This is a genomic window from Streptomyces sp. NBC_00582 (assembly GCF_036345155.1).
In the GTDB taxonomy this organism is placed as follows: Bacteria; Actinomycetota; Actinomycetes; order Streptomycetales; family Streptomycetaceae; genus Streptomyces.
This window is the reverse complement of the sequence record NZ_CP107772.1, coordinates 7,490,049-7,504,114: the sequence shown is the minus strand read 5'-3', so window position 1 is coordinate 7,504,114 and position 14,066 is coordinate 7,490,049. Positions and strand designations below refer to the sequence as shown.

General features: G+C 73.0%; 14 protein-coding genes and 1 riboswitch. Of the genes, 10 read left to right on the top strand and 4 right to left on the bottom strand.

Features of this window, described 5'->3' with window-relative positions:
- Positions 1-138 precede the first annotated feature (138 nt).
- Positions 139-372: a ferredoxin gene (locus OG852_RS33995; RefSeq protein ID WP_330349935.1), complete on the bottom strand. Its 234-nt coding sequence runs from the start codon at positions 370-372 to the stop codon at positions 139-141.
- An 8-nt stretch (positions 373-380) separates the two neighbouring features.
- Positions 381-1,838, bottom strand: coding sequence for an aldehyde dehydrogenase (locus OG852_RS33990; RefSeq protein WP_330349934.1), 1,458 nt, complete (start codon positions 1,836-1,838; stop codon positions 381-383).
- Between the two features lie 130 nt (positions 1,839-1,968).
- Between OG852_RS33990 and OG852_RS33985 the strand changes: the two genes are divergently transcribed.
- The 9 genes from OG852_RS33985 (at position 1,969) to OG852_RS33945 (ending at position 11,280) form a co-directional block, all read left to right on the top strand.
- Positions 1,969-2,997 carry an MBL fold metallo-hydrolase gene (locus OG852_RS33985; RefSeq protein WP_330349933.1) on the top strand — a complete coding sequence of 343 codons (1,029 nt, stop codon included), beginning with the start codon at positions 1,969-1,971 and terminating at the stop codon, positions 2,995-2,997.
- A 263-nt stretch (positions 2,998-3,260) separates the two neighbouring features.
- Positions 3,261-3,689, top strand: a complete 429-nt coding sequence (locus OG852_RS33980; protein WP_330349932.1) for a nuclear transport factor 2 family protein — start codon at positions 3,261-3,263, stop codon at positions 3,687-3,689.
- 180 nt (positions 3,690-3,869) lie between these two features.
- Positions 3,870-4,047, top strand: a riboswitch (cobalamin riboswitch).
- Positions 4,048-4,203: 156 nt separating this feature from the next.
- Complete coding sequence (locus OG852_RS33975; protein ID WP_330351543.1) at positions 4,204-5,457, top strand: prenyltransferase/squalene oxidase repeat-containing protein; 1,254 nt, start codon at positions 4,204-4,206, stop codon at positions 5,455-5,457.
- Positions 5,454-6,077 carry an SCO2322 family protein gene (locus OG852_RS33970; protein WP_330349931.1) on the top strand — a complete coding sequence of 208 codons (624 nt, stop codon included), beginning with the start codon at positions 5,454-5,456 and terminating at the stop codon, positions 6,075-6,077. Before OG852_RS33975 ends, OG852_RS33970 begins: the two co-directional genes overlap by 4 nt.
- Positions 6,070-7,227: a CbiQ family ECF transporter T component gene (locus OG852_RS33965; protein ID WP_330349930.1), complete on the top strand. Its 1,158-nt coding sequence runs from the start codon at positions 6,070-6,072 to the stop codon at positions 7,225-7,227. The genes OG852_RS33970 and OG852_RS33965 overlap by 8 nt, the downstream gene beginning before the upstream one ends.
- Positions 7,224-8,903, top strand: coding sequence for an ABC transporter ATP-binding protein (locus OG852_RS33960; RefSeq protein ID WP_330349929.1), 1,680 nt, complete (start codon positions 7,224-7,226; stop codon positions 8,901-8,903). The genes OG852_RS33965 and OG852_RS33960 overlap by 4 nt, the downstream gene beginning before the upstream one ends.
- Complete coding sequence (locus OG852_RS33955; RefSeq protein WP_330349928.1) at positions 8,900-9,706, top strand: ECF transporter S component; 807 nt, start codon at positions 8,900-8,902, stop codon at positions 9,704-9,706. Before OG852_RS33960 ends, OG852_RS33955 begins: the two co-directional genes overlap by 4 nt.
- Before the next feature lie 371 nt (positions 9,707-10,077).
- Complete coding sequence (locus tag OG852_RS33950) at positions 10,078-10,494, top strand: transglycosylase SLT domain-containing protein (RefSeq protein ID WP_133909806.1); 417 nt, start codon at positions 10,078-10,080, stop codon at positions 10,492-10,494.
- A 96-nt stretch (positions 10,495-10,590) separates the two neighbouring features.
- Positions 10,591-11,280, top strand: coding sequence for a YoaK family protein (locus OG852_RS33945; protein WP_133909805.1), 690 nt, complete (start codon positions 10,591-10,593; stop codon positions 11,278-11,280).
- A gap of 21 nt (positions 11,281-11,301) precedes the next feature.
- Here the strand turns inward: OG852_RS33945 and OG852_RS33940 are convergent, their stop codons facing one another.
- Positions 11,302-11,859: a CGNR zinc finger domain-containing protein gene (locus tag OG852_RS33940; protein WP_133909804.1), complete on the bottom strand. Its 558-nt coding sequence runs from the start codon at positions 11,857-11,859 to the stop codon at positions 11,302-11,304.
- A gap of 99 nt (positions 11,860-11,958) precedes the next feature.
- Between OG852_RS33940 and OG852_RS33935 the strand changes: the two genes are divergently transcribed.
- Positions 11,959-12,834 (top strand): alpha/beta fold hydrolase, encoded by an 876-nt coding sequence (locus OG852_RS33935; RefSeq protein ID WP_133909803.1) that lies wholly within the window; start codon positions 11,959-11,961, stop codon positions 12,832-12,834.
- Here OG852_RS33935 and OG852_RS33930 read toward each other — a convergent pair.
- A complete protein-coding gene (locus OG852_RS33930) occupies positions 12,821-14,056 on the bottom strand; it encodes a cytochrome P450 (RefSeq protein ID WP_133909802.1) in 1,236 nt (411 codons plus the stop codon). The genes OG852_RS33935 and OG852_RS33930 overlap by 14 nt on opposite strands.
- Between the last annotated feature and the right edge of the window lie 10 nt (positions 14,057-14,066).

The following is a 14,066-nucleotide window of genomic DNA, read 5'->3' as shown; positions in this document are numbered from 1 at the left end:
GCGGATGCCTTCGCGTCTCGCTGTGGTCGGCTACTCCGGTCGGACTCCCTCACTCGCCTCGTAGGCCACTTCCAGGATAGAACTCCTCAAACCGGATGGAACCCCCCAAAGGAAGATTTTTTCAACGAGGTGGGGGTCTCAGTCCTCCGGCGGGAACACCGCCTCCCCGCTCCCCAGCAGCGTGATCGCGATCGCCTCCACCGGGCAGCTCTCCGCCGCCGTCAGCACCCGCTCGTTCGCGTCCGCGTCCGGGTCGACCGGGTGGGACTGGCGGGCGGTGTCGAGGCGGAAGCCGTCCGGGGCGTGGTGGATGCACTGGGCCGAGCCGATGCACAGCGAGCGGTCGACCTCCACGTGCCAACGGTCCCCCATGGCCCCTCTCAGCCTTCCCAGCCCGCCGGCAGATGGATCATCTTGTGCTCGAGGTACTCGCCGAAGCCCTCGGGCCCGAACTCCCGCCCCAGTCCGGAGTTCTTGTAGCCGCCGAACGGTCCGAGCATGTCGAGGCTGAAGGTGTTGACGGAGTACGTCCCCGTACGGACCTGCTTCGCGACCTCGATGCCGTGCGCCACGTCGGCGGTCCACACGCTGCCGCTCAGCCCGTAGTCGGAGTCGTTGGCGATCTTCAGCGCCTCCGACTCGTCGCCGTAGGGGAGGAGGCAGATCACCGGGCCGAAGATCTCCTCGCGGGCGATCCGCATGGAGTTGTCGACGTCGCCGAAGAGGGTCGGCTCGACGTACCAGCCCCGGTCCAGGCCCGCCGGACGGCCGCCGCCGGTCAGAACCTTCGCGCCCTCCTCCTGGCCGATGCGGATGTAGTCGAGGTTGCGGCGCTGCTGCCGCTCGGCGACCAGCGGGCCCACCTGGGTGGCCGGGTCCAGCGGGTCCCCGACGACGAGGGCGCTCGCGGCGGAGGCGAAGGCGTCGGCGAACTCGTCGTAGCGCGAGCGCGGCAGGAGGATACGGGTCTGGGCGACACAGGCCTGCCCGTTGTTCATCCAGGCGGCCGGGACGATCCCGGCGACCGCGCCCTGCAGATCGGCGTCCGGCAGCACGATCGCCGCCGACTTGCCGCCGAGCTCCAGCGTGACGCGGGTGAGGTTGCGGGAGGCCACCTCCATGACCCGCTTGCCCGCCGCGACCGAGCCGGTGAAGGAGACCTTGTCGACACCGGGGTGCCCGACCAGGTACTCGCTGACCTCGCGGTCCGCCGGCAGGATCGACAGCACCCCCTCCGGCAGCCCCGCCTCGCGTGCGATGTCCGCGAGGAGGTACGCGTCCAGCGGGGACTCCGGCGACGGCTTGAGGATCACCGAGCAGCCCGTGAGCAGTGCGGGCGCGAGCTTGGCGGCGGCGACGAACTGGGGGACGTTCCAGGGGACGACGGCCGCGACGACCCCTACCGGCTCGCGCCGTACGAGGATCTTCCCGAGCACGCCGTCGCGGCGCTCCTCGTAGGTGAAGCCCCGGGCGACGGTGATCGCCGCGTCCCACACCATCATCGCGCCGAGGGCCTGCGCGAGGACGCTCCAGGAGTACGGGGAGCCGTTCTCGGAGGAGATCACCCGGGCGATCTCCTCGTGGCGCATCGCGATCCCGTCCTTGATGCGGGAGACGACCGCGATCCGCTCGTCGAGCGACAGCCGGGGCCAGGGCCCCTCGTCGAACGCCCGCCGTGCGACGGCGACGGCCCGGTCCACATCCGCCGCGGAGGCGTGCGGCACCCGCCCGATGACCTCCTCGGTGTGCGGCGAGATCACCTCGATGACGGCATCGCCCAGGGGGTCCGTCAACTCTCCGCCGATGAACAGCTTTCCGTGTTCCACGAGCTCAGCCATGGCCACTGCCTTCGTCCGCATCATTTCTGACGGTGTTTCAGGAACTGATACCAGTTCTAGTTATAGTGGGCAATGGCCATGGGTCGTGCCGCGCTTCGGGCCAGGGGTCCGGCAGGGGGACGGAGGGCAGATGACGACGACGTTCGATCATGGCGGGGGTGTGCGGTCCCTGCGGGTGCCCATCCCGGACAATCCCCTGGGGTTCACGCTGGTGTATGTCGTGGACACCGACCGGGGGCCGGTGCTGATCGACACGGGGTGGGACGACCCGGCGTCGATGGACGCGCTCGTCGACGGGCTCGCGGTCTGCGGTACGGCCGTGTCCGAGGTGCGGGGGGTCGTCATCACGCACCACCATCCCGACCATCACGGCCTCTCCGGCAAGGTGCGGGAGGTGTCCGGGGCGTGGGTGGCGATGCACGCGGCGGACGCGTCCATCGTGCGCCGGGCGCGCGGGACCCGCACCGAGCGCTGGTACACGTACATGGCGGACAAGCTGGCCGCGGCGGGCGCCCCCGAGGAGCACATCGCGCCGCTGCGGACGGCCCGGCGCCGTACGCTGCCCGGGCTCTCGCCCGCCCTGCCCGACCGCGAGATCGTCCCCGGCGAGTTGCTCGAGCTGCCCGGCCGCCGGCTGCGCGCGATCTGGACTCCGGGGCACACCCCCGGCCATGTCTGCCTCCACCTGGAGGAGGAACACCCGGCGGGCCTCACCGGCCACGGCCGGCTCTTCTCCGGAGATCACCTCCTCCCCGAGATCACCCCCCACATCGGCCTCTACGAGGACCCCGACGACACCACCGTCACCGACCCCCTCGGCGACTACCTCGACTCCCTCGAACGCGTCGGCCGCCTCGCCCCCGCCGAGATCCTCCCGGCCCACCAGCACCCCTTCACCGACGCCCCGTCCCGGGTACGTGAACTGCTCACCCACCACGAGAGCCGCCTGACCGACCTCCTCACCCTCCTCGCCACTCCGCTCACCCCCTGGCAGCTCGCCGAACGCATGGAGTGGAACCGCCCCTGGGACCAGATCCCCTACGGGTCACGCACCATCGCCGTCTCGGAGGCGGAGGCCCATCTGCGCCGACTGGTCAAACAGGGCCGGGCGGAGGCGGTCACGGGCAGCGATCCGACGACGTACGTCGCCTGCGGGTGACGACCCTGGAGGACCGTCCCGGGAGGTCCGATCCGGTTACGTCACCTGCGGGTGACGACCCGAAAGGACCGTCCCGGGAGGTCCGATCCGGTTACGTCACCTGCGGGTGACGACCCGGGAGGACCGATCCGGTGACGCACGCCCCTCCCGACGACCCGAAACCGACGGTGAGCGGCGCCGTTCACGGCCCGGATCCACGCAGTTCACGCCACGCCCCTACGGTGCCCTGACAACCGTCCCGGCACCCTTGGTGGCTTTCCCCCATGGACCCGATCGCGCAGCTTCTCGCCGAACGCGCCTGCCGGCGCCTGCTCCTCGACCTCGTCCGCCGCCTCGACCTCGACGAACCCGGCTCCGTGGCCGAGCTGTTCACCGAGGACGGCGTCTGGACCTGGCCGGAGGGCGACCGCCTGGTCAAGGGACGCGCCGCCCTGCGCGCCCACTTCGGCTCCCGCCCCGCCGATCGCCACGCACGCCGGCTGATGGCGGACGTCCGCGTCGAGGTGACCTCCCCCGACACGGCGAGAGCGACGTCGTACTTCACGACGTACCGCATGGACCCCGCGCCCGGCCCGGCCCCCGTGGGGATCGGGCACTACGAGGACACCCTGCACCGCACCCCCGACGGCTCCTGGCTCCTCGCGGCCCGCACCCTGCGCCTCCCCTGCGACCGGCCCACCCCACGCCTCTAGTGCCCCGGCAGGCGGCACGCCGTGCCGCCGTCCGCGCGCCATGACCGCCGCCTCGGCGGCCGCCTCGGACCAGCCCTCACGGTCCCCGGGGCACCACCCACGCCTCCTCGAGCTCGTGGTCATGGCCAGAACCCGGCGGGGTGCGTCGAGCTGCGGCGAAGGTCTCACAGCCACCCCTCAGAGTCCTGGCTACCAGCCGGTAGAGTGACCGGGTCGTCATCACCCGTACAGGGGGAAGCCGGTGCAATTCCGGCGCTGACCCGCAACCGTGAGCCACCACCGGTGGTGAGCCGGACCGCCCCGTACGGACGTTGACCGGCTCACGTGCGCGGCGGCCCGCCGTCGTACGGCACCGTCGAGGTCTACGGAGTCGAGCCGCCGGGGTGTCCCGTGCTGCCCGGCCTGCGGACCTCCCGACCGGGAGAGGCATCCGCCGATCATGAAGTCCCGCCGCAGCGCCGCGGCCGCCCTGGCCATCGGCGCCCACGCGACCACTACCGCCACGGCGACCGCCATGGCCACCGCCACCGTGACGGCGGCCGCCGCGACCGTCCTCGCCCTGATCGGTGCCTCCGCCCCCGCCGTCGCCGCCGGCCCCTCCCCGTCCGCGTCGGTCGCCCTGCCCGTGGGTCTGTACGGCACCGCCGATCCGACGTACGACGGTGTGTGGCGCCAGTCGCTGGCACTGCTCGCCCAGCGCACGGTGGGCGTGTGGCCCGCGCGCGAGTCGGTGGCCTGGCTGGCGGGGCAGCAGTGCGCGGACGGTTCGTTCGCCGCGTTCCGCGCGGACCCGGCGAAGGCCTGCGACGCCAGGACGACGGTCGACACCAACAGCACCGGTGCCGCCGTCCAGGCGCTGGCGGAGATCGGTGGCCACGAGGCCCAGGTCGACAAGAGCGTGGCCTGGCTGAAGTCGGTCCAGAACGCGGACGGCGGCTGGGGCTACTCCCCCGGCGGGGCCACCGACGCCAACTCCACGTCGGTCGTCATCGGCGCGCTCGCCCAGGCCGGCGAGACCGTTCCGAACGTCCGCAAGAACGGCAGGTCCCCGTTCGACGCCCTCACGAAGCTCGCCCTGCCCTGCACGGGCGAGGACGCCGGCGCCTTCGCCCACCAGCCCGACAAGAAGGGCGCCCTCGTGGCCAACGCGGACGCGACGGCGGCGGCCGTGCTCGGCCTGGGCGGCGAGAGTCTGGCCGTGACCCGTCAGGACGACGCCACGTCCGCGCCGCGCTGCGAGCAGGCCGACGAGCCCGAGCGGACCGCGGCCAACGGCGCCGCCTGGCTCGCCAAGACCCTCGCCGAGGACGGTCACCTCACGTCCGCGCTGCCCGGCGCCGGCGACCAGCCCGACTACGGCAACACCGCCGACGCGGTCGTCGCCCTGTCCTGCGCCCACCTCAACGACCAGGCCGCCGCACCCCTGCGCTGGCTGGAGGCCCACTCCGCCGACTGGGCCGCCCAGGCCGGACCGGCCGCGTACGCGCAGCTCGTCCTCGCGGCGAGCGCCGCACGGGACGGCGACGTCCACGACTTCGGCGGGCAGGACCTGGTCGCCCTGCTCAACGCGACGGGCCCGGCCCCGGAGAGCGTCGACGAGACCAGGACCGCGACGAAGACCGCCGAGCCGGGCGCCGCCGCCCAGGCGTCCTCCGACGGGAACGACGGCGGCCTGAACACCGTCCGGACCGTCGGCGCCGGTCTCCTCGTCGGCGCGATCGCCGGCCTCGTCCTGATCGGCCGGGGCAGGAAGCGGCAGCAGCCGTGATCCGCCCCGCCCGCGCCCTGCTCCCGCCGGTCCTCGCGCTGCTCCTGTTGGCCGCCGCCCCGGCCCACGCCACCGGCTACCGCTACTGGTCCTTCTGGGAACGCACCGGCGACCGCTGGACCTACGCGACCGAGGGCCCGGGGACGGCCCGCCCGGCCGACGGCACCGTCCAGGGCTTCCGTTTCGCGGTCAGCGAGGGCGCCTCCGACGCGTCCCGGCCCCGCGGCGCCGCCTCCTTCGGCGCGATCTGCGCCCGCACACCCGCGAAGTCCGGCACGAAGCGCATCGCCCTGGTCATCGACTTCGGCACCACGTCCGACGCCCCCTCGGGCGAGACCCCGCCCACCCCGCGCTGGGCGTGCGCCCGGGTCCCCCCGACCGCCACCACGGCCGAGGCCCTCGCCACGGTCGCCAAACCCCTCCGCTACGACACGAACGCCCTCCTGTGCGCCATCGCGGGCTACCCGAGAACGGGCTGCGGGGAGCAGGTGTCGACGACGAAGAACCCGTCGCACAAGGACTCGGGCCCCTCCGTGGGCATCTACGCGGGCGCGGCAGCGGTGGCGACACTGGCGGCGGCCGCCGTATGGCAGGCACGACGACGGCGGAGGAATGACTGACCGCCCGAGCCGCGGTGGGCGCGGCGGCCCCCCGCCGGCGCGGGCAGGCAGGACGCCCCCCGCCCAGCCGCCACCCCCCGCACCACCCCGCCCGATCCATCCCGGCGCCTGGTGGCTCTGGTCCCTCTCCCTCGGCACGGCCGCCACCCGCACCACCAACCCCCTCCTCCTCGCCCTCCTCCTCGCCACCTCCGCCTACGTCGTGGTCACCTGCCGTCCGAGAACCCCCGCCCCCTGGGCCCGCTCCTACCCGGCCTTCCTCAGACTCGCGCTCGTCGTCATGGCCATCCGTCTCCTCTTCACCGTCACCCTCGGCTCCCCCATCCCCGGCACCCACACCCTCCTCACCCTCCCCGAGGTCCCCCTCCCCGCCTGGGCCCAGGGCATCCGCCTCGGCGGCCGGGTCACCGCGGAGGCCCTCCTGTTCTCCCTCTACGACGCCCTGCGCCTCGCCACGCTCCTCGTCTGCGTCGGCGCGGCGAACGCCCTCGCGAGCCCCTCCCGTCTGCTCAAGTCCCTCCCGGGCGCCCTGTACGAGACGGGCGTGGCGGTCGTCGTGGCACTCACCTTCGCCCCGAACCTCATCGCCGACGTCCACCGTCTGCGCGCCGCCCGTCGTCTGCGCGGCCGCCCGGACAGCGGTGTCCGGGGTCTGCTCCAGGTGGGACTCCCGGTCCTCGAAGGCGCCCTGGAACGCTCCGTCGCCCTCGCCGCCGCGATGGACGCCCGCGGTTACGGCCGTACCGCCGACCTCCCCGCCCCGGTCCGCCGTACGACGACCGCCCTCACCCTGGGCGGCCTGCTCGGCGTGTGCGCGGGGACGTACGGGCTGCTCACCGCGGCCGGAGCGACGTACGGCCTCCCCCTCCTCCTCGCCGGTCTCGCCGCCGCGCTCGCCGGACTGCGCCTCGGCGGCCGCCGCTCCCCCCGCACCCGTTACCGCCCCGACCGCTGGACCCCGCGCGCCTGTCTCGTCGCGGCGTCCGGCGCGGCGACCGCGGCGCTCCTCACGCTCGCCGCGACCACGGACCCGGCGGCCCTGCACCCCGGCGTGGTGCCGCCGACCGCGCCGGCCCTCCCCCTGTGGCCCGCGGCGGCGGTCCTCCTGGGCCTCCTCCCCGCCTTCCTCCACAAGGAGCAGCCGTCGTGATCCGCTTCGAGAACGTCTCCGTGACCTACGACGGCGCGCCCCACCCCGTCCTCCGCGACGTCGACCTCACCGTCCCCGAGGGCGAACTCGTCCTCCTCGCGGGCCCGTCCGGCGTCGGCAAGTCCACGCTCCTCGGTACGGTCTGCGGTCTCGTCCCGCACTTCACGGGCGGCACCCTGCACGGCCGGGTCACGGTCGCGGGCCGGGACACCCGTACCCACAAGCCGCGTGAACTCGCCGACGTCGTGGGCACGGTGGGCCAGGATCCGCTGTCCCACTTCGTGACGGACACGGTGGAGGAGGAACTGGCCTACGGCATGGAGTCGCTCGGTCTGCCCCCGGACGTGATGCGCCGCCGTGTCGAGGAGACCCTCGACCTGCTCGGCCTCGCCGCCCTGCGGGACCGTCCGCTCACCGCGCTCTCCGGTGGGCAGCAGCAGCGGGTCGCGATCGGCTCGGTCCTCACCCCGCACCCGCGCGTGCTCGTCCTCGACGAACCGACCTCCGCGCTCGACCCGGCCGCCGCCGAGGAGGTCCTCGCCGTCCTCCTCCGTCTCGTCCACGACCTCGGTACGACGGTGCTGCTCGCGGAACACCGTCTGGAGCGCGTCCTGCAGTACGCCGACCGGGTCGTCCTCCTCCCGGCACCGGGAGCGGCCCCGCGCCTGGGCACCCCGGCCGAGATCATGGCCGTATCGCCGGTGTACCCGCCGGTGGTGGACCTGGGCCGGCTGGCGGGCTGGTCCCCTCTGCCGCTGACGGTGCGCGACGCCCGGCGTCGAGCGGCCGCCCTGCGTGCCCGCCTCGACGGATCCCACCCCCGGGTCCACGGGGTCCCTGCGGCACCCCACCTCGTCCAGGCCCCTCCCCCGCCCCGCCGCCTCTTCCGCCGCACCCCTCCACCACCGGCCACCCCCGTGGCCGCGCCCCCCGTCGAGGCCCGCGCCCTGTCCGTCCGCCGTGACCGGATCCAGGCGCTGCGGAGCGTCGACCTGACCGTCGCCCCCGGTGAGACCGTCGCCCTGATGGGCCGCAACGGCGCCGGAAAGTCCACCCTGCTCGCCGCCTTCGCCGGGCTCGTGGAGCCGTCCGCCGGGACGGTCCGGGTCGGCGGGGCGATCCCGCGGCGCACACCGCCCCGCGAGCTGGTGCGCCGGGTGGGGCTGGTTCCGCAGGAACCGCGTGACCTGCTGTACGCCGACACGGTCGCCGCCGAGTGCGCGGCGGCCGACCGGGACGCGGGGGCCGTTCCCGGTACCTGCCGTGACCTGGTCGGTGAGTTGCTCCCGGGGATCGGCGACGGCACCCATCCGCGCGATCTGTCCGAGGGGCAGCGGCTGACGCTCGCGCTCGCCGTCGTCCTGACCGGCCGGCCGCCGCTGCTGCTGCTCGACGAGCCGACGCGGGGCCTGGACTACGCGGCGAAGGCGCGGCTGGTCACCGTGGTGCGCGGCCTTGCGGCGGCCGGACACGCGATCGTCCTCGCCACGCACGATGTGGAGCTGGCCGCCGAGCTGGCCCACCGGGTGGTGCTGCTCGCGGAGGGAGAGGTGATCGCCGACGGTGCGACGGCGGAGGTGGTCGTCTCCTCTCCCTCCTTCGCGCCGCAGGTGTCGAAGATCCTGGCCCCGCGGCCGTGGCTCACGGTCACGCAGGTGAGGGAGGCGCTGGCGTGAAAGCCGTCCCGCTGGGGCCGCGCTCCCTTCTGTCGCTGCTGCTGGTCGGCGCGGTCGGCGTGACCGCCTTCACCTGGCCGTTCCTCGCCCCTCCGGCCTCCGCGGTGAACGCGCACGCGCAGGACGCCCCCTGGCTCTTCGCGGGGCTGCTGGTGCTGCTGGTGGCGGTGGTGGCGGCGACGATCTCGGAGTCCGGGCTCGGCGCGAAGGCGGTCGCGATGCTGGGCGTGCTCGCCGCCACGGGGGCCGCCCTGCGTCCGATCGGGGCGGGCACGGCCGGTGTCGAGCCGATGTTCTTCCTGATGGTGCTGAGCGGCCGGGTCCTCGGCCCGGGCTTCGGTTTCGTCCTCGGCTCGGTGACGATGTTCGCGTCCGCGCTGCTCACGGGCGGGGTGGGTCCGTGGTTGCCGTTCCAGATGCTGGCGATGGGCTGGTTCACGATGGGCGCGGGCCTGCTCCCGGGCCGGGCGGGTCTGCGGGGCCGTGCGGAACGGGCGCTGCTCGCGCTGTACGGCTTCCTCGGCGCCTTCGCCTACGGCACGGCGATGAATCTGGCGGGCTGGCCCTTCATGGGCACGCTGGCGTCGGGGGTCGCCTTCGACCCGGACGCGGCGGTCCCGGCCAACGTGGCGCGTTTCGTCGCGTACTGCGTGGCGACCTCGCTGGGCTGGGACCTGGGGCGGGCGGTCGTGACCGTCGTCCTGACGCTGACCGTGGGCCCGGCGATCCTGCGCGCCCTGCGCCGGGCCACGCGGCGGGCCGCCTTCGAGGCGCCGGTCACATTCGACGCGCCCGCTCCGTGAGCCCTCGTACGCCGGCTGTCACCCGATCGCGCTTGAACGGTGAACCACCCCACATGACTCACATCACCTACTAACCACTCTAGTGGTATATATCGGGCGCCATGCCCATGTCATCAGGGCCCCTGACCTGGACTTTGCGAGCCAGGTCACACAAACGGCGTTCCCCCCAAGTACGGCCACAACTAGCAAAAGGGGTCTTTGCGGACGGCTTCCGATCCTGCTTCTCTGGATGACGTCGCACGGCGCCGACAAGCCCACGGGCCTCGGCGCCGACGCATGCAGCCACCTACCGCACCTCACGCGGAGCGGCCACGCACCGCGTGACTCCGGCATGCGGGCGACGCCACTGTCCCCGAAGAAAAAGGTTCTCCGTGTCCGTCTCCGTCATCCGCCGCATCGCCAGCCCGAAGAAGGCCCTCACCACCGTCGCCCTGGCGGCCGCCACCGCGGGCATCGCGATGACCGCGGCCCCGGCCCACGCGGCCACCGTGACCAGCGCCTCCCAGGCCCAGTCGATCGCGCACAAGATGATCCCGGACGCCGGCCAGTACAACGCCTTCGCCAACATCGTGAAGCACGAGAGCAACTGGAACGTCAGCGCCACCAACGCCTCCTCCGGCGCCTACGGCCTCGTCCAGGCCCTCCCGGGCTCGAAGATGGCCTCGGCCGGTTCCGACTGGAAGACCAACGCCGCCACCCAGATCAAGTGGGGTCTGGACTACATGAACTCCCGTTACGGCAGCCCGGCCGCCGCCTGGAACTTCTGGCAGGCGAACGGCTGGTACTGAGCCACGCCCACGGCATGAACGCACAAGGCGGCGGTCCCCGGTCCCGGGGGCCGCCGCCTTCGCCGTTTCTCCACACCGGCGTGGTCCACTGAGCCGATGACCAACGAGCCCTCCGCGACGGACCGCGAGGCACGCGGCGTACGGCTGACTCCCGTCCTGCTCGCCCTGACCGGGGTCAGCGGTCTGATCGACGCGATCAGCTATCTCGGTCTCGGCCGTGTCTTCACCGCCAACATGACGGGCAACGTCGTGGTCCTCGGCTTCGCCGCCGCGGGCGCCCCCGGCTTCTCCGCCCGCCACTGCGCGACCTCCCTGGCCTTCTTCCTCGCGGGCGCGGCGACGGGCGGCCGGGTCGTCCGGCGGGTCGGCGACGGCTCCCGCCGCACCTGGGCCCGGGTGACGTTCGCCGTCGAGGCCGTCCTGCTGGCCGCCGCCTCGGCCGTGGCCTTCGTCACCGCGGAGCACGGCCGGATCCGGATCCATCTCGTCATCGCGCTCACCGCCTTCGCGATGGGTCTGCGCAACGCGACCGTGCAGAAACTCGCCGTACCGGCCCTCACCACGACCACCGTGCTGACCATGACCCTCACCGGCCTGGCCTCCGACTCCCCCGCGGGCGGCGGCGCGGGCCGCCACTCGCTGCGTCGTGCGGCGGCCGTGACCACCATGTTCGCGGGAGCGGTCGTGGGCGGGATCCTGGTCCTGCACCACGGCATCGCCCTCCCCCTGCTGGTCGCGGCGGCGACCTCGGGGACGCTGGCGCTGGTGGCGTCCGGTGAGGAGTGAGCGCCTTCCCGGGAAGGGCTGCTACCGGGCCTTGTGCCGCTGATAGTGGCGGGCGACCCGGGCCCGGTTGCCGCAGCGGGCGGCCGAGCACCAGCGGCGGCGCGGATGGGTGGGCAGGAAGAGCATCACGCAGTCGTCGGCCTCGCACGTCCGGATCCCGGTGACGGCCGGATCGGCCAGCAGACGCGCGGCGTCCTCGGCGAGGCAGGCGGCCAGCCGCACGCCCGGTGAGCCGTCGCGGCGGCGCGCGACGACCACCGCTTCCCCCTCCCACACCACTTCGTCGATCGCGGGCGCGGCTCGTTGCGCCCGGTTGAGCGCCTCCAGGTCGGCGGACGGGGGTCGCTCCCCCCGCCGGACGTGGTCCAGGGCCCGGGCCAGATGCTCCCGTACGGCCCGCACGGCGGTCAGGTCCTCGGCGCCCGCCTCCGCCGGCACCGCCTCCGGGAGCCGGCCGGCCTCCAGCTCCCACCAGGCCAGCAGGTCGCGCGGGCTCGCGAGCAGATCACCCGCGGCGGTGAGGGTGTTGACCAGGTCCAGCGCCGGCGGCTCACCGGTGAGGGGCACGAGATCACTCATACCGCTAATGCTACATCGATCTGTTGACCCGTTAGTCGATCCGACGGTACGGTCCCCTTGTCACACCTAATGCATGAAACGGCAACGGAAGGATTAGCAATGCTCGCCTCTCCCGCCCGCACCCTCCACCGCCACCTCGACGTCGACGGGGTCCGCGTCTTCTACCGGGAATCCCTCCCCGACGTCCCCGACGCCCCCACGCTGCTCCTGCTGCACGGCTTCCCGTCCGCCTCCCACCAGTTCCGCCGGCTGATCGACGTACTCGGCGGGCGCTACCGTCTGATCGCCCCGGACTACCCCGGCTTCGGCCACACCGAGGCCCCCGAGGACTTCACGTACTCCTTCGACCGGCTCGCCGACATCACCGAGGGCTTCCTGCGGCGCCTCGGCATCGACCGGTTCGTGATGTACGTCTTCGACTTCGGCGCCCCGGTCGGCTTCCGGATCGCCGAACGCCACCCGGACTGGATCGCCGGTCTGGTCGTGCAGAACGGCAACGCCTACGAGGAGGGCCTCTCGGACGCGGCCCGCGACCTGATCGCCCTGACCCCCGGCGCCCCCGGCGCCCAGGACGCCGTGGGGAACCTGCTCACTCTGGCCGCCACCCGCGGCCAGTACGAGACCGGCGTCGGCGACCCCGAGCTGATCGCCCCGGAGAGCTGGACCCTCGACCAGCACTTCCTGGACCTCCCGGGCCGCAAGGAGGCCCAGGGCGCCCTGCTCTTCGACTACCACTCCAACGTCGAGCGGTACGACCGCTGGCAGGCATGGCTGCGCAAGCACACCCCGCCCACCCTGATCGCCTGGGGGGTCGGCGACCCGTTCTTCCGCGAGTCCGGGGCCCGCGCCTATCTGCGCGACCTGCCCGACGCCGAACTGCGCCTGTACGACACCGGGCACTTCGCGCTCGAAACCCACCTGCCGGAGATCGCACCGCTCGTCGCGGACTTCCTGGACCGGGTCACCCGGCGCTGACGCGCAGCTCCTTCACCCCGTTGATCCAGGCCGACCGCAGCCGGCGCGGATCCTCGACGAGCCTGAGCCCCGGCAGGGCGTCGGCCACGGCGTTGAAGATCAGCTCGATCTCCAGCACGGCGAGCGACTTGCCGAGACAGAAGTGCGGCCCCCCGCCCCCGAACCCCAGATGGGGATTGGGATCCCTCAGCACATCGAACGTGTCGGGCCGGTCGAACACCTCGGGATCGTGGTTGGCGGAGGCGTAGAAGATCCCGACCCGGTCGCCCTTCCTGATCTGCTTGCCGCCGAGCTCGGTGTCCTGGGTGGCGGTCCGCTGGAAGGAGACGACGGGCGTGGCCCACCGCACGATCTCCTCGGCGGCGGTCCCCGGCCGGCGCTCCTTGAAGAGCTCCCACTGCTCGGGATGGGTGAGGAAGGCGTGCATCCCGTGCGTGATGGCGTTGCGCGTGGTCTCGTTCCCCGCGACCGCCAGCATGAGCACGAAGAACCCGAACTCGTCGGAGTTCAGATTCCCCTCGTCCTCGGCGGCCACGAGCGTCGACACGATGTCATGGGCGGGGCACCGCTTGCGCTCGGCGGCCATGTTCATGGCGTACGAGATCAGCTCGGCGGCGGACTGCTGGCCCACCTCGGCGGTGATGGCGTACTCGGGATCGTCGTACGCGATCATCTTGTTGGACCACTCGAAGATCTTGGCCCGGTCGTCCTGGGGGATGCCGATCAGCTCGGCGATGGCCTGCAGGGGCAGCTCACAGGCGACGGAGGTGACGAAGTCGAAGGGGCCGTCGTGCGCGCCGGCCCCGGCGGCGATGTCCCGGGCCCGCTGCCGCAGCCGCTCCTCCAGCCCCCGGATGGCACGGGGGGTGAACCCGCGTTGCACGATCTGCCGTACCCGCGTGTGCTCCGGCGGATCCATGTTGAGCATGATGAACCGCTGGGCGTCGATGGAATCCCGCGAGATGTGCTCGTTGAAGCGGATGATCGCGGTGTTGAGATAGGAGGAGAAGATCTCGGGGTGCGTGGACACGTACTTCACGTCCGCGTGCCGGGTGACGGCCCAGTACCCCTCGTCCTGGAAGCCGGCGGCATTGCCCGACTGCGGGATCCAGCGGACCGGTTCCGCGCGCCGCAGCTCGGCGAACTCCGGCAGGGGCACACGGTGATGCAGCAGGTCGGGGTCGGTGAAGTCGAACCCGTCGGGAAGCGCTGGACAGGGCATCGGCAGCTCC